At 73.5% G+C, this 14690-nt stretch carries 18 protein-coding genes; 9 read left to right on the forward strand and 9 right to left on the reverse strand.

The window, feature by feature from the left end:
- On the reverse strand, positions 1-354 hold the full coding sequence (locus tag ACWCWD_RS30545) for a PRC-barrel domain containing protein (RefSeq protein ID WP_450777768.1): 354 nt from the start codon (positions 352-354) through the stop codon (positions 1-3).
- Between the two features lie 275 nt (positions 355-629).
- Positions 630-1487 (reverse strand): helix-turn-helix transcriptional regulator, encoded by an 858-nt coding sequence (locus ACWCWD_RS30550; protein WP_450777770.1) that lies wholly within the window; start codon positions 1485-1487, stop codon positions 630-632.
- A gap of 149 nt (positions 1488-1636) precedes the next feature.
- Between ACWCWD_RS30550 and ACWCWD_RS30555 the strand changes: the two genes are divergently transcribed.
- Positions 1637-2416, forward strand: a complete 780-nt coding sequence (locus ACWCWD_RS30555) for an NAD(P)H-dependent oxidoreductase (protein ID WP_450777772.1) — start codon at positions 1637-1639, stop codon at positions 2414-2416.
- A 69-nt stretch (positions 2417-2485) separates the two neighbouring features.
- Positions 2486-2662, forward strand: coding sequence for a DUF5707 domain-containing protein (locus ACWCWD_RS30560; RefSeq protein ID WP_450777774.1), 177 nt, complete (start codon positions 2486-2488; stop codon positions 2660-2662).
- Between the two features lie 72 nt (positions 2663-2734).
- Here the strand turns inward: ACWCWD_RS30560 and ACWCWD_RS30565 are convergent, their stop codons facing one another.
- The 5 genes from ACWCWD_RS30565 to ACWCWD_RS30585 all read right to left on the reverse strand — a co-directional run bounded on the left by ACWCWD_RS30565 (position 2735) and on the right by ACWCWD_RS30585 (position 7415).
- Positions 2735-4351, reverse strand: a complete 1617-nt coding sequence (locus tag ACWCWD_RS30565; protein ID WP_450777776.1) for a PTS transporter subunit EIIC — start codon at positions 4349-4351, stop codon at positions 2735-2737.
- 133 nt (positions 4352-4484) lie between these two features.
- A complete protein-coding gene (murQ, locus tag ACWCWD_RS30570; RefSeq protein ID WP_450777778.1) occupies positions 4485-5426 on the reverse strand; it encodes an N-acetylmuramic acid 6-phosphate etherase in 942 nt (313 codons plus the stop codon).
- 177 nt (positions 5427-5603) lie between these two features.
- Complete coding sequence (locus tag ACWCWD_RS30575) at positions 5604-6521, reverse strand: MurR/RpiR family transcriptional regulator (RefSeq protein ID WP_450777780.1); 918 nt, start codon at positions 6519-6521, stop codon at positions 5604-5606.
- 208 nt (positions 6522-6729) lie between these two features.
- Entirely contained in the window at positions 6730-7008 is a 279-nt protein-coding gene (locus ACWCWD_RS30580; protein ID WP_450777781.1) for a GlsB/YeaQ/YmgE family stress response membrane protein, read from the reverse strand.
- Positions 7009-7211: 203 nt separating this feature from the next.
- Entirely contained in the window at positions 7212-7415 is a 204-nt protein-coding gene (locus ACWCWD_RS30585; RefSeq protein ID WP_450777783.1) for a cold-shock protein, read from the reverse strand.
- Between the two features lie 328 nt (positions 7416-7743).
- Between ACWCWD_RS30585 and ACWCWD_RS30590 the strand changes: the two genes are divergently transcribed.
- Both ACWCWD_RS30590 and ACWCWD_RS30595 read left to right on the forward strand, forming a co-directional pair.
- On the forward strand, positions 7744-8112 hold the full coding sequence (locus tag ACWCWD_RS30590) for a hypothetical protein (protein ID WP_327176439.1): 369 nt from the start codon (positions 7744-7746) through the stop codon (positions 8110-8112).
- Entirely contained in the window at positions 8109-8396 is a 288-nt protein-coding gene (locus ACWCWD_RS30595; RefSeq protein WP_450777785.1) for a DUF4031 domain-containing protein, read from the forward strand. The genes ACWCWD_RS30590 and ACWCWD_RS30595 overlap by 4 nt, the downstream gene beginning before the upstream one ends.
- A gap of 75 nt (positions 8397-8471) precedes the next feature.
- Here the strand turns inward: ACWCWD_RS30595 and ACWCWD_RS30600 are convergent, their stop codons facing one another.
- Positions 8472-9737: a Cmx/CmrA family chloramphenicol efflux MFS transporter gene (locus ACWCWD_RS30600; RefSeq protein WP_450777787.1), complete on the reverse strand. Its 1266-nt coding sequence runs from the start codon at positions 9735-9737 to the stop codon at positions 8472-8474.
- Positions 9738-9978: 241 nt separating this feature from the next.
- Between ACWCWD_RS30600 and ACWCWD_RS30605 the strand changes: the two genes are divergently transcribed.
- From ACWCWD_RS30605 to ACWCWD_RS30625, 5 genes are all read left to right on the forward strand, one after another.
- On the forward strand, positions 9979-10152 hold the full coding sequence (locus tag ACWCWD_RS30605) for a CsbD family protein (protein WP_450777789.1): 174 nt from the start codon (positions 9979-9981) through the stop codon (positions 10150-10152).
- 237 nt (positions 10153-10389) lie between these two features.
- A complete protein-coding gene (locus tag ACWCWD_RS30610; protein ID WP_450777837.1) occupies positions 10390-11382 on the forward strand; it encodes an acyl-CoA dehydrogenase in 993 nt (330 codons plus the stop codon).
- Positions 11379-12245, forward strand: a complete 867-nt coding sequence (locus ACWCWD_RS30615) for a PIG-L deacetylase family protein (RefSeq protein ID WP_450777791.1) — start codon at positions 11379-11381, stop codon at positions 12243-12245. The genes ACWCWD_RS30610 and ACWCWD_RS30615 overlap by 4 nt, the downstream gene beginning before the upstream one ends.
- A gap of 65 nt (positions 12246-12310) precedes the next feature.
- Entirely contained in the window at positions 12311-12898 is a 588-nt protein-coding gene (locus ACWCWD_RS30620) for an SAM-dependent methyltransferase (RefSeq protein WP_450777839.1), read from the forward strand.
- Positions 12895-13707 (forward strand): glycosyltransferase, encoded by an 813-nt coding sequence (locus ACWCWD_RS30625; protein WP_450777793.1) that lies wholly within the window; start codon positions 12895-12897, stop codon positions 13705-13707. Before ACWCWD_RS30620 ends, ACWCWD_RS30625 begins: the two co-directional genes overlap by 4 nt.
- A gap of 73 nt (positions 13708-13780) precedes the next feature.
- On the opposite strand, the gene ACWCWD_RS30630 is transcribed toward ACWCWD_RS30625, so the two are convergent.
- On the reverse strand, positions 13781-14647 hold the full coding sequence (locus ACWCWD_RS30630) for a scabin-related ADP-ribosyltransferase (RefSeq protein ID WP_450777795.1): 867 nt from the start codon (positions 14645-14647) through the stop codon (positions 13781-13783).
- Positions 14648-14690: the final 43 nt, after the last annotated feature.

Consider the following 14690-nt stretch of genomic DNA (forward strand, 5'->3'; position numbering starts at 1 on the left):
TCAGATCAGCCGGTGCATCCCGTAGTAGGTGGCCAGGTCCGTGTAGTAGGCCGGGTCGCCCGAGTGCGTCTGCCGTTCGAACTCCGGTGAGTCCTTGATCTGTTCCTTCGCGAGATCAACGTGGACCACGCGTTCCTCCGTGTCGATCCGGGAGACCGCGCCCGCGGGCAACAGGACCTCCCGCCCGAAGATCCACACACCGGTGTCCACCAGGAGGTGGGCGGAACCCACCTCGTCGGAGTGCTTGTCGACCTTGCCGACGTGCCCGTCGACGGCCTCGACCGCGAAACCGGTCAGGTCGGTTCCGGAGACGTGGCCGCTGGCAGGGTGGTAACCCCACGGGTCGGTGCTCATGGGTCGCTCCTTCCTCGGCGGTCCTTCGGCCGCGCTCCCCACCCGGCTGTGCGTACCGCTCTGCGTACGGCGTTCCGTACAGTCGGTGGGATGCGCTCAGAGGTTCGGGTGCCCGCGAGTGTCGCCTTCACACACACGCTCCGCGAACGCGACGGAATCAGGGATCGGATTCCCATGAAGAGGCAGAGGGCACGCCTGTTCGGGATCGCGCTCGGCAGTCACGCCACCTCGGCCGGAACACGGGTGCGCCGACGGGGCGTGCCGGGCGCGCGAGGCTACTGGCGCCTCCGGGCGCGCACCGACGGCTTTGACGGTTCTTCCGCGTCACTGCTCTCCACGCCCAGGCCCGCAAGCAGGCGCAATCCGTCCTCGGCGGGGCTGCCGGGCGCGGCGGAGAGGACCACCAGCTCCATGCCGGACTCGCCGGGAAGGCCGAAGTTCTCCTGGTGCAGTTCGAGCGGGCCGACCAACGGGTGCCGGTACGGCTTGTGCCCGTGCGTGCGGGCGCGTACGTCCGCGCGGGCCCAGAGCCGACGGAAGCGCTCGCTCCCCATCGCCAACTCGCCTATGAGCGAGGCCAGGCGGGGGTCGTCGGGGTACTGGCCGACGGCCAGACGCAGGTGTCCGACCACATCCAGGGTGCACGTCTCCCAGTCCGCGTAGAGGCCGCGCTCGTCCTCCTCCAGGAAGAGGTGCCGGGCGGTGTTCAGGCCCGGCACCGGCCGGCCGAAGAGAAGTCCGGCGAGGCGGTTCCCGGCAAGCACGTCCAGGCGGTGGTTCATGATGAACGCGGGGGCGTCGGCGACCAGGTCGAGGACCCGCAACAGCTCGGGCCGGATGCGGCTGCCCGGCGCCTTCGCGCGGCGACGCTGGCAGGCGAGCCGGGAGAGGTGTTCGCGTTCGGTCTCGTCCAGGCCGAGCACACGGGCCAGCGCGTCGAGCACCTGGTCGGAGGGCTGGGTCGCGCGCCCCTGCTCCAGGCGTACGTAGTAGTCGACGCTGACCCCGGACAGATGTGCGACCTCTTCGCGGCGCAGTCCGGCGACCCGGCGCCGGCTGTCGGTGCGGATGCCGACCGACGACGGGTCGACCCGGGAACGCCGTGTCCTGAGGAAACCCGCGAGGTCGTCCATGCCTCCCAGTATGGCCGCGGCGGCTGACGGCGAGGCCCGGTGAGGGTGGTCCTCCCGTTACCAGGAAGTCCGGTCCGACGGAAGCGGCGCCCCTGAACACCGGGCTCCGGGGCGACCAGACTTCGGGAAATCCGATCCGAGGAGTTCCCATGAAGACGCTGATCGTCCACGCCCACCCGGAGCCGAAGTCCCTGAACGGCTCGTTGAAGGACCTCGCGGTATCCACCCTGGAGGGCGCCGGGCACGAGGTGCGGGTGAGCGATCTGTACGCGATGGGCTGGAAGGCGGTCGTGGACGCGGCGGACTACGGGCCCGACGCCTCCACCCCCTTGCGGGTCGCGAGGGATTCGGGCCGGGCCTTCGACGCCGGGACGCTCACCCCGGACGTCCGCGCCGAGCAGGAGAAGCTGCTGTGGGCCGACACGATCATCTTCCAGTTCCCGCTGTGGTGGTACTCGATGCCCGCGATCCTCAAGGGCTGGGTGGACCGGGTGTTCTCCTTCCACTTCGCGTACGGCGTCGGCGAGCACAGCGACACCAAGTACGGCGACCGCTTCGGCGAAGGAACCCTCGCGGGCCGCAGGGCCCTGCTGTCGGTGACCACCGGCGGCCCGGAGTCGCATTACACGGCCCGCGGGATCAACGGTCCCATCGACGATCTGCTCTTCCCGATCCAGCACGGCATCCTCTACTACCCCGGCATCGAGGTGCTGCCGCCGTTCGTGCTGTACGGCACCGACCGGATGACCGACGCGGAGTACCCGGAGGTCGTCAAAGCATGGCGGCAGCGACTGCTGACCCTGGAGACGACCGAACCGATCGCTTTCCGGCCGCAGAACTTCGGTGACTACGACATCCCTTCGCTGCACCTGAAGGAGGGCCTGGAGCCGACGGGCCGCAGCGGCTTCGGGCTGCACGTGCGGGGCTGAGGCAGGAGGACCACCGGCCGGCTCGACGAACCGGCAATCCCTTTGACTGGCGGAGCCGACGAGGGCCGAGTGGAGCCGGCCCGAGGCGCGGACGCGGACACCGTCCGGTGCACCTACGAGGTGACCGTCACCGCCGAGGACGCGAAGGACTTGCCGCGCGGAGCCTGGCACGTGGCTGTGCGGGCCGCCGCGAAGGACGGCACCACGGTGCTGGACACCGAGGCCGCCGGTTTCACGATGGAGTGAGGGGCGCACGACGTGCACGGGCCGCCCTTCGCACGGAAGGGCGGCCCGTGGCGCGTACCGGTGGTCCGGGCCTCAGACCTTCGCCGGTGCCGGACGCTGGCCGGGGTCGGTCGGTCCGGGGTCCTTCGGCCCCGTACCGGAATCACCCGCGCCGCCCGCCGACCCGGCCACCACCGTGGTCGCACCGGCACCGGCAGCGGCCCCCGCACCGGCACCCGCCACCGCCTGCTCCACGTCGAACTCGGCCAGCAGCTCCTTGCTGAAGCCGAAGAGGTACGTGGCGGCGAAGCCGGACACGTACCCGACGAGCAGCCCGCCCGCGTAGATCGCGAGTGTGCCGCCGAGGCCGTGGTTGCCGTCGAGGAGCGGGAAGAGGGCCCAGCCGGACGGGCCGATCGCGGTCGAGCCGACCGAGGTGCCGAGCTGGTTGAAGAGGCCGACGAAGGCGCCGCCGAACGCGCCGCCGACGCACGCCGTCACGAACGGTCGGCCCAGCGGCAGCGAGACGCCGTAGATCAGCGGTTCGCCGACGCCCAGCAGACCGGCGGGGAGGGCGGAGCGGATGGTGCGGCGGATCGACTCGTTGCGGGGGAGGCGTACGTACACGGCGACCGCCGCGCCGACCTGTCCGGCGCCCGCCATGGCGAGGATCGGCAGCAGCACGGTGTACCCCTGCTGCTCGATCAGGGTGGTGTGGATCGGGATCAGCGCCTGGTGCAGGCCCAGCATCACCAGCGGCAGGAAGAACCCGCCGAGCAGGAGCCCCGCGCCCGCGCCGCCGTGCGAGAGCAGCCAGTCGGCGGCCGTACCGATGGCGGAGGAGACCTCGCCGGCCACGTACATCAGGCCGAAGATCGTGACCAGCCCCGAGACCAGCACCGTGAGGGTCGGCGTGACCAGCACGTCCAGCGCCTCGGGCACCCAGCGGCGGCACCACTTCTCCACGTACACCGCGAGTACCGCGGCGCCCAGTGCGCCGAGCACACCGCCCTGGCCGGGCGAGAGTTTCTGCCCGAACGCCTCGATGTTGGCGACCCCCGGGAACACGATGATCGCGGCGACCGCACCGCCGAGGACCGGCGTGCCGCCGAACTCCTTCGCCGTGTTGTAGCCGACGAACACCGCGATCAGGGCCATGAACCCGGACGCGATCGCCGCCAGCGCGGGTGTCACTCCGGTGAGCCAACCCAGGTTGATCAGAAGGCCGTTGAGCCCGGCGATGATGCCGCAGCCGATGAGGGCCGGGATCAGCGGGACGAAGATGTTCGCGATCTTCCGCAGGAAGAGCTTGAACGGAGTGGCGTTCCTCGCCTTTCGCGCCGCTCTCAACTCGGCGCCCTGGGCGGCGAGTCCATCGGCGGTCGTGGGGGGTGCGGCGGTCGTGGGGGGTGCGGTGGGCCCGGCGGCGGGCGCCGGGGCGGTGGCGCGGGCCTCCTCCACCAGGGCTTCGAACTCCGGGGTGACCCGGGCGACGCTGCCCGGGCCGAGGACGATCTGGTACGTGTCGTCCTCGACCACGCCCAGCACGGAGGGCAGCGCCTTCAGCGCCTCGTCGTCCACGAGGGACGGGTCGAGCAGGCCCAGCCGGAGCCGGGTCATGCAGTGGGCGACGGTACGGACGTTGGAGGCGCCACCGACGAGCGGAAGAATCGCGGCGGCGGTGGCGCGGTGCTTGTCATCTGTTGCCATGGTGCGTGGTGCCTTGCTGTGCGGGGGTGGGGGGTTGCGCCCCGGGTCCCGCCCCGGTCCCGCCCCCGGGGCCCGTCCCAGGTGTGGGCCGGGGGGTCGGGCCGGGGGGCCGGGCGGGGGTGCGGGCCGGGAGTCAGGGAGAGGGGACGGCCGCGAGCGCGGCGCGCAGATGGCCGTCCGAGGCGGCCAGCAGCTTGGCGGCGGTGGGGCCGTCGACCTGGCCGAGGATGGTGAGGATCGCGGGCTTCACCTCACCGCCGGTGGCGGCGAGGGCGGCCTCGATCTCCTGGTCGGAGGCGCCGGTCGCCAGGGCGACGATCCGGCGCGAACGGGCGTGCAGCTTCTCGTTGGACGCCCGCACGTCGACCATCAGATTTCCGTAGGTCTTGCCGAGCCGGATCATCGTGATGGTCGAGATCATGTTGAGGACCAGCTTCTGTGCCGTGCCCGCCTTCAGCCGCGTCGAACCGGTCAGCAGCTCCGGGCCGGTGACGACCTCCACGCCGTGTTCGGCGGCGGCGGCGAGCGCCGAGCCCTCGTTGCAGGAGAGGCCCACGGTGAGCGCGCCCAGGGCGCGGGCGTGTTCGACCGCGCCGATCGCGTACGGGGTGCGGCCCGAGGCGGAGATCCCGACGACGGTGTCGTCGGCGGTGAGGCCGAGCCCGTCCAGGTCGGCGGCGGCCAGCTCCCGGCTGTCCTCCGCGCCCTCCACCGCCGTCACCATCGCGGACGGGCCGCCCGCGATCAGCCCGACGACCCGGGACGGGTCGGTGTTGAAGGTGGGCGGGCACTCGCTGGCGTCCAGCACCCCGAGGCGCCCGGCGGTGCCCGCGCCCATGTAGATCAGCCGGCCGCCGCGCGCCATGCGCTCCGCGATCGCGTCGATCGCGGCGGCGATCCGCTCCAGCTGCCCGGCGACGGCGTCCGGCACGGACCGGTCCTCGCCGTTCATGACCCGCGCGATCTCCAGGGTGGGCAGCCGGTCGATCTCGGCCAGCTCGGGGCGGAACTGCTCGGTGGTGAGGGTGGCGAGCTGGGCGAGGAGGCCGTCGCGGCCGGTCGCGGAGGAGGACATGAGGCGTGGCTCTGCTTTCTCGTGGTGCTCGTGCGGGTGCGGGTGCGGGTGCGGGTGCGGGTGCGCGTGTGCTTCTGCGTATGTGCGGGTGTGCGTGCGCTTTCTGCGGATGTGCGCGTGCGGGGTGCGGGTGCGCTTCTGCGGACGGGCGCGTACGGGTGCCGATGCGGCGGCGGGTCAGCGGCGGCGGTGCGTGTGGCGGTGCGCGAGGGCCTCGTACGACGCGGAGAGCGCGGGCGCCGCCGTGTCGTAGGTGCGCTGGGCGATGCCTATGAACAGGCAGTCCACGACGAGGAGCTGGCTCGTCCGGCTGGACATGGCGGCCGGGCGCAGCTCGCTCTCGCGGGAGGTGGCGGTGGTCAGCACGTGGTCCGCGTACTGGGTGACGGCGCCGCCGGGGCGGCCGGTGATGGCGACGGTGGTGGCGCCCCGGTCGAAGGCGGCGCGCAGCGGCTCGATGACGTCGCTGGTCGAACCGGAGTGGGTGATGGCGATGGCGAGGTCCCCGGGGCGCAGCTGCACCGCGTTGGTGACCGCGAGGTGCGGGTCGGTGTGGGCGTGCGCGATGAGGCCGATCCGGAGCAGCTTCTGCGCCAGGTCCTGGCCGACGAGGGAGGAGGCGCCCGCGCCGTAGATGTCGATCCGGCGGGCGGTGGCGGCGGCGGTCACGACCGCGGAGAGCTGCCCGGTGTCGAGCCCGGCGGCCGTGTCCGCGAGGGTCTGCTGCTCGTCCTGGGCGAGCTTGGCGACGACGTCGGCGATCGGGTCGTCCACGGCTATGTCGGCGGTGACCGCGGGGGCCCGCCCCGACTGCTGGTGGGCGGCGAGCCCGGCGAGGGCGAGGCGCAGATCGCGGTAGCCCGGGTAGCCGAGGAGCCGCGCGGTGCGGACGACGGTGGCCTCGCTCGTACCCGTCCGCTCGGCGAGACCCGTGACGGTGAGCGCGGCGCACCCGGCGGGGTCCCCGGCGACCGCCTCGGCGACGCGCTGCATGGAACGGGTCATGGAAGGGGCGAGCGTACGGACCTTGGCGGCGAGGGCCGCCGGGGCCGGCGGGGAGTCGCTGCTGAAACTTTCCTTCAGTTCACTGGTCACTCCTGAAAGGTATTTTCATCACACTCGCCCGTCAACCCCCCATTGATCCCGCTTGGCGCGACCCGCGCACACGGCCTGGCGTGACCCGCGCACACGCCCCCGCACGCGCCCTGCGACGTGGCCGGAACACGACGACGGCTCCCCCTCCGGGCGGAGGGGGAGCCGTCTGCGGTACGTGAGCGATCCGTGGCCCGGGGGGCCCGCCGGATCAGGCGTGGCGGTGCGAGTGACGGTTGCCGGTGACCAGTCGGTAGAGGACCAGCAGGATCACCGAACCGGCGATCGCGGCGATCCACGTGGACACGTCGAAGAAGCCGTCGATCGAGTCGACACCGAAGATGACCTTGCCGAGCCAACCGCCGAGGAGACCACCCGCGACACCGATGAGCATCGTGATGATGATGCCGCCCGGGTCCTTGCCCGGCACGAGCGCCTTGGCGATGAGGCCGGCGAGCAACCCGATGAGAATCCAAGCGATGATGCCCATGATGCGTCTCCTACCTCGTCGTATAAAGCCTGCGTCAAGGGTTCGTCTTTACCGCTTCCGCCGGACCAAACATGCTCGGTGCGAAGGAACTTCGAGCACCGGAAAGCCGCGGCCGGAGGGCATGCGGACGGGGTGGCGGGGCATACGACGCGACCCGCACGCCGGGCGGGCGTGCGGGTCGCGTCGTGGACGGCTGGCGGGCGTCAGATGGGGCGGACCTGCTCAGCCTGCGGACCCTTGGGACCCTGCGAGGTCGTGAACTCCACCCGCTGGTTCTCCTCCAGCGACCGGTAGCCGGAGGAGTCGATCGCGGAGAAGTGCACGAAGACGTCCGGAGTGCCGTCGTCCGGTGCGATGAACCCGAACCCCTTCTCCGAGTTGAACCACTTCACAGTCCCCTGAGCCATGCCATGCCTTTCCTGTGGGCGCCGGACACATGATCGTGTCGGCGATGCGGCGATCCTCTCCCAGTCGCCGGGAGGAGAAACGGATCGGCACGCACCGCACACGTACGAGTGACGGACCCCGTGCCCGTGGTCGACATCCGGCCACCGCCCGTACCGCGATCCGGTCGCGTCGGGCCGCCGTCGGGCCGCCGTCGGGCATTCCCCCGGCCGTCCCTCCGGCCGTCCCTCCGGTGGTCCCTTTGGCGGTCCGTCCGGCCCGCGCGCGGAGTCGCGGCCGGGGGCGCGGGCGCCGGGGGAGTGGCCGGGCGCGTGGGGTGACAATGGAGCCATGGAGCTGAACCCCCTGGAGCAGGCACTGCACACCGCCCGAGCCCTCGTCGTGGCCGACTTGGCGGCGGGTGACGTCGCGGACGCCGACATCGTGTCCCTCGTGGAGGACGCGGTGACCCAGCGGCGGTGGTGGGTGGAGCAGTGGCCGGACGGCCTCGAATTCCTCGTCGGACTCGTCGCCCAGGACGTCCAGGACGCCCTGCTCGAACGGTACGGACGGTGGCCGCTCTGCCCCGTCTGCGACGAGGGCGGCCCGCACGCGCTCGACGTCGAACCCGAGCTCGGTGCCGACCCGCACTGGGTCTGCACCCGCGCGACCGTGTCGGTGGCCCCGGTCGGTGCGCTCGCCGGAGTGCTGCGGCGGTGACCGTCTACATAGACCCTCCGACCTGGCCGGGCCACGGCCGTCTCTGGTCGCACCTGGTCAGCGACGAGTCCTTCGGCGAACTGCACGCCTTCGCCGCCGCGATCGGCTGCCCGCCGCGCGCGTTCGAGCGCGACCACTACGACGTCCCGCAGTCGAGCTACCCGGACGCGGTACGCGCCGGGGCGCGGGAGATCGGCTCGAAGGAGCTGGTCCGCCGGCTGACCGAGGCCGGACTCCGCCGCCCCAAGGGCCGGCCCGCCCCGGGGCGTACGGCCTCGGCCTGAACGCACGACCGCCCCCGGAGAACCTGGTCACCAGGTTCTCCGGGGGCGGTCGCGTTCGCGCTCGGGCGGTACGCGTCAGGCGCTGGGCGCCTCCGACCGCTCCTCCACGAGCGCGGCCCGGGGGCGTACGACCGCCGCGTCCACGACCGCCGCGTCCACCGCGCCCGCTCCCGCGACCAGCCGGGACCGGGAGGTGACGCCGCGCTGGACCCGGAGCGCGAGGGTCACCGCCGCCAGACCGACGACCAGCATTCCGGCACCCGCCCACGCGGGGGAGGAGTAGCCGAGGTCGGCGTCGATCACCGCACCGCCGAGCCACGGCCCCGCGGTGTTGCCCAGGTTGAACGCGGAGGTCGTCGTCGCCCCGGCGAGCGTCGGCGCCGCACCGGCCACGTTGAACATCCGGGCGTTGAGCGCGGGGGCCGTGTAGAAGGCCGAGAAGCCCAGCAGGAAGGCGAGGAGCACCACGGCGACCGGGCTCGACGCGAAGAGCGCGAGCGCCACCAGGAAGACCGTGGAGGCCGCGATGCCGCTGATCAGTACGCCGAAGAGGTGCGCGTCCGCGACCCGGCCGCCGATCGTCGTACCGGCCAGCGCGCCGGCCCCGAAGAGCGCCAGCACCCACGGCACCCACCCCGAGTCCAGCCCGGCGACATCGGTCAGCAGCGGGGCGAGATAGCTGAACGCGCAGAACACCCCGCCCGCCGCCAGCGCGGTGATCACGATCGCCAGCCACACCTGGCGGTCGCGGTAGATCGAGAGCTCCTGCCGCAGCTGCGGACGCTGCTCCGGCACCGGGATCCGGGGAATCTTCAGGACGACCCCGACGAGCGCCACGGCCGAAGCGGCGCCCACCGCCCAGAACGCCGACCGCCAGCCCAGACTCTCGCCGAGGAACGCGCCGAGCGGCACGCCCAGCACGTTGGCGATCGACAGACCGCCGATCATCACCGCCATCGCCCGGGCCCGGGCGTTCTGCGGCACCATCGCGATGGCGACGGCCGCGCCCACCGCCCAGAACCCGGCACAGGCGAGCGCCGCGACCACCCGGGAGACGAAGAGGATCTCGTACGTCGGCGCCAGCGCCCCCGCGACCTGACTGAGCCCGAAGACGGAGATCAGCGCGATGAGCGTGGTGCGGCGCGGCAGCCGGAGCGTGGCCACGGCGAGCAGCGGGGCGCCCACGACCATGCCGATCGCGAAGGCGGATATGAGCATTCCGGCCCGAGGAATCGATACGCCCATGTCGTCGGCGATCGGGGGGAGCAGACCGGAGAGCATGAACTCGCTGGTCCCGAGGGCGAAGACCGAGAGGCCCAGGATGTATACGGCCAAGGGCATACGGAGTCGACCGGTGTCGGTTTCAGGCATGACTGTGGCCAACGGGCCCGGAAGCCCGCACATTCCCGGTCGCGGTGAATGATCCCAGTTTGTTATCGCGGCGTTCACGCCGGACGCTGGGAGTGTGCCGCGATGTGCTCATGAGGTACGAGATGCGTCTTGAGTCGGGGTTTGAGACGGCGCATGGCGGTCAGACGGACCAGTGTTCCTGGAAGTCGAGCACAGCAAGGTGGGAGTGATCATGGCTGCAGATGAGAAGGCCCAGGCCAAGGTGGAGCAGACCAAGGGCAAGGCCAAGGAGGCCGCCGGCCGGACCGTGGGCAATGAACGCCTCACCGCCGCCGGGCGCGCCGAGCAGGCCAAGGGCGACGCCCGCCAGGCCAAGGAGAAGACGAAGGACGCCTTCAAGCACTGAGCGTCCCGACCCGGAGTGCCGAGTGCCCCGGTGCCCCGCAGTGGGTGCCCTCCGCGCCGCCCCCCTTCCCCTCGGGTGCGTCGCGACCGTGGCCCGGCCGATCCGGCCGGGCCACGCGCATGTTCGCCGGGCGCGGTCCTCCCGCAGGTGCTGGCATGGGAGGGGAGGCGCAGGTCGACGAACGAAGGAGTACGTGTGCGTACGACCGTCACCACGGATCAGGAACCCCTCTCCGAGATGCCCGTGACGCCGGACGGTGTGGCGTTGCGCCGCGCCGTGGCCGAGCGGTTCGCGGCCTGGGTCCGCGACAGCGCGGCGGACGTGCCGCTGCCCGGGTCCGGCCGCACCTGGGAGAGGTTCCAGGCGTTGCACGGGCTGGGCCGCGGGGACCTGGCGCTGGCCCGGCTCGCCGAGGGCCACGCCGACGCGGTGGCCATCCTCGCCGAGCTGGGCGCCCCGGCCCCCGCCCCCGGTGAGCGCTGGGGCGTCTGGGCCGCTCAGCCCCCCGGTGCCCGGCTGACGGCCCGGCCCGCGGCGGACGGCCTCTGGCAGCTGGACGGAGTGAAGCCGTACTGCTCGGGAGCGCACAGCTGTACGCACGCCCTGGTCACCGCCGACACCGAGGAGGGGCGCCGGCTGTTCGCCCTGGCCACCGCCGTACCCGGGTTCGCCCCGGTGCCCGGCACCTGGCAGGCGGTCGGCATGGCGGGCAGCGACACCCCGGACGTGCGGTTCACCGGGGTGCCCGCGATGCCGCTGGGCGGCGTCGACGCCTATGTCGCCCGTCCCGGGTTCGCCCACGGGGGCATCGGAGTGGCCGCCTGCTGGCTGGGCGGAGCACGCGGGGTGGCCGACACCCTGTTCGCCTCCGCCGTCCGCCGCGCCCCCGACCAGATCGCCGCCGCCCATCTGGGCGCGGTGGACGTCGCCCTGCACGGAGCGGAGTGCGTGCTGCGGATCGCCGCCGCCGAGATCGACGCCGACCCGGCGGACCGCGGCGGCGACGCCGCGCTGCGGGCCATGCGCGCCCGGGCGGCCGTGGAGCGGGTCAGCACCCTGGTGCTGGACCACGTCGGCCGCGCGCTCGGGGCCGGACCGCTCTGCCACGACGCCCGGCACGCCCGCCGCGTCGCCGACCTCACCGTCTACCTCCGCCAGCACCACGGGGACCGCGACCTCGCGGCCCTGGGCACCGCCCTGGTGGCCCCGCCCGAGGGCACCCCCCGATGAGCAGCACCGCGACCGGCCCTGGGCCCGTCCCCGCGACACCGCCGGGTACCGCGGCGGTGCCGCCCGCGCCCGGAACACCGCCCGGCCCGGTGACGGACCCGGCCGTCCGCGAGCGGGCCGCCGCCGCACTCCGGGCGGAAGGCACTCCCGAGGCGGAGTGGGCGCGCTGGGACGGCTGGCGGGCGGTGGCGGACGCTCCCCGGATCGACGGGCCCGTGGTCGTGGTCGCCGCCCACCCCGACGACGAGGTGCTGGGCGTCGGCGGCACCCTGGCCCGGCTCACCGCCGCCGGCGTCGAGGTCCATGTCGTCACCGTCACCGACGGGGAGGCGTCCCACCCGGGCAGCCGCCGCGTGCAGCCGGACGCACTCGGCCGGCTGCGCGCCGCCGAACTCGCCGCCGCACTCGACGACCTGGGCGTCGACCGCCACCGCCGTACCCGCCTCGGAGTGCCGGACACCCGCGTGGACGCGTACGAGAACGAGGTGGCCGCACGTCTCGTGGACGTGCTGCGGGACTCCGGTGCCCAGCTCTGCCTGGCACCGTGGACCGGCGACCTGCACGCCGACCACGAGGCGGCGGGCCGGGCGGCGCGCACGGCGGCCCGGGTCGCCGGTACCGCGCTCTGGTTCTACCCGGTGTGGACGTGGCACTGGGCCGAGCCCGGCGACCCCCGGGTGCCCTGGGACGCGGCCCGCCGACTGCCACTCACCGCGGCCGAACAGGCCCGCAAGGCGGCTGCCGTCAACCGGTTCCGTACCCAGATCGCACCGCTCGCGGACGACCCCGGCGACCCCACCGTCATCCTGCCGCCGGCCGAACTGCTCCACCACCGCCGCGCTTTCGAAGTGATCCTGCTGTGAGCCCCGACCGGTCCGGGCCCGCCGAACGTACCGGCGCCTCCACCCCGGCCTCGTACTTCGCCCGGATGTACTCCGGTACGGCGGACCCCTGGGACCTCGCGGGCCGCTGGTACGAACAGCGCAAGTACGCGCTGACCCTCGCCGCCCTGCCCCGCCGCCGCTACCGCAGGGCCTTCGAACCGGGCTGCTCGGTGGGCGTCCTGACCCGGCTGCTCGCCGGGCGGTGCGACACGGTCCTGGCCACCGACCGGGTCCCCGCCGCCGTCGCCGAGGCCGCCGCGCGCAACCGCGACCTGCCCCAGGTGGAGGTGCGCGCCCTCACCGTGCCCCAGGAGTGGCCGGAGGGAACCTTCGACCTGATCGTGCTCTCGGAACTGCTCTACTACTTCGACGCGCCCGCGCTAGCCGAGATCCTGGAGCGTACGGTCGCCGGCCTGGAGCCCGGCGGGACCCTGGTGACCGTGCACTGGGACCACCCCGTCCCCGAGCACCGGCTGACCGGAACACAGCTGGCACCGCTGCTGCGGGAGGTACCGGGGCTGGTGGCGGGGCCGGAGTTCCACGACCCCGACTTCGTCCTGAGCATCCACCACCGCCCCCTGGCGGACGGCTCGCCGCCGCCCTCCCCGGCCCGCGCCGAGGGGCTGGTGTGAGGCGGCGCGTCGACGGCCTCGTCGTCGCCGTACCGGCGCACGACGAGGCCGACACCCTGCCCGCCGCGCTGAGTGCCGTCCGCGCGGCCGAACGGTACGCGCGCGGCCGCCTGCCGGACATGCCCCCGCTGACCCTGGTGGTCGCCGCCGATGCCTGCGCCGACCCGACCGCGGAGGTGGCCCGGCGGGCGGGCGCGGACGTGGTGACGACCGTCCACCGGTCGGCCGGAGCGGCCAGGGCGGACGCCGTCGCGCACGGGCTGCGAAGGGCGGCCACCCCCGCCGCGCACACCTGGATCGCGACGACCGACGCCGACAGCCGGGTCTCCGCCGACTGGATCGCCCACCAGCTGACCTGCGCCCGCGACGGCTGGGACTGCGTGCTGGGCACGGTCCGCCTCTCCCCGGCCCGCTCCCTGGAGGAGGCGGTGGTACGGGACCTGCACCGCACGTACTACTTCGAGCAACGGCCGGCGGGTACCGGCCCCGAGTGGGAACACCCGCACGTGCACGGTGCCAACTTCGGCGTGGTGGCGGACGCCTACCTGGCCGCCGGGGGCTTCCCCCACGTCCCGCACGGCGAGGACCACGCGCTGGCCCGTGCGCTCGGTGACCGGGGCGCCCGGGTGCTGCGGACGAACGCCTGCGCCGTCGAGACCTCGGGCCGGCTCACACCCCGCGCCCCGCACGGGTTCGGCGCGTTCCTGGGCGCGCTCCGGGCCGGGGGGCCCGCCGCGGACGGGGAGAGCGCCGAGAGTGGTCCGGTGCACCCCGGCACGGGCCGCCAGGCGGAGTCCGGGACGGCATGACGGGGCCCCCGGGGCGTGGAGCCGTTGCCACCGGGGGCCGCACCATGGCTGGGGGCGGGCTCGCGCCCGGGGGTTACCGCGCGCTCAGCGAGAGGGCGCCCGTGGGGCTCAGCGAGACGGCACCCGCCGGGACCGGCGAGCCGGCGGTCGACGGGGCCGGGGCGGTCGCCGGGGCCGGCGCGGTGGAGGATGCCGGGGCCGTGGAGGTGGAGGTCGCGGGGGCGGACGTGTCGGCGTCCGCCGGGAGCTCCCTGGTGCGGCCGACGGGACGGAAGTCCGGGTTGGTGACGCAGCCCAGGTTCTCGTAGATGTCCACGTTGTTCTGCGGGTTCTGGCCGGCCCAGTGGTACTGGCACGCCCCCTCGATGAACCTGCCCTGGATCCCGCCGGGGAAGTCGATCTCCTTGTTCCACAGGTACTGCGACTGGATGCCGGTCATCCGCGCGGTGGCGTTGATGTCGATCCCGCCCGGCGCCTGGATGGCGTACACCCAGCCGTCCTTGCCGCCCCCGGTGGCGAAGCCCTGCGCCACCCACCGGTCGCAACTGGTGCTCACGTGCGCGGAGTTCTGGCCGCCGCCCCCGACGATCCACTTCGCCAGCGGCGTCAGGTCCGTCCCCAGGGGAGTGAAGCCGCTGCGGAAGATCGCCCGGGGGTCCGGCCGCGTGTCCCCGCGCCACAGCGTGTTGTCGTCGTGGCGCCAGTACCAGCCCTCGCTGATCGCGGCCGTGTCCACCTGGGGCCGCAGCGCGCGGTTGGTGGTCGTGCGCTCCCAGTCCGACGAGCGGTAGCCGCCGGTCGGTCCGCAGGGGCCGGTGTCGCGGATCTGCTCCGGAGTGCCAGGGAACGGGTCGGTGTCGGCGCTGGCCGTGGGGGCGAAGGCGAGCGAGGTGGCGGCGAAGGCGGCGGCGGAAGCGATGCGCAGCGCGGTCTTGAACATGGTGGGGGGAGTCCCTCGGTCGGGTGCACGGACCGTGTTCCCT

The sequence above is a fragment of the Streptomyces sp. NPDC001493 genome, assembly GCF_053597235.1.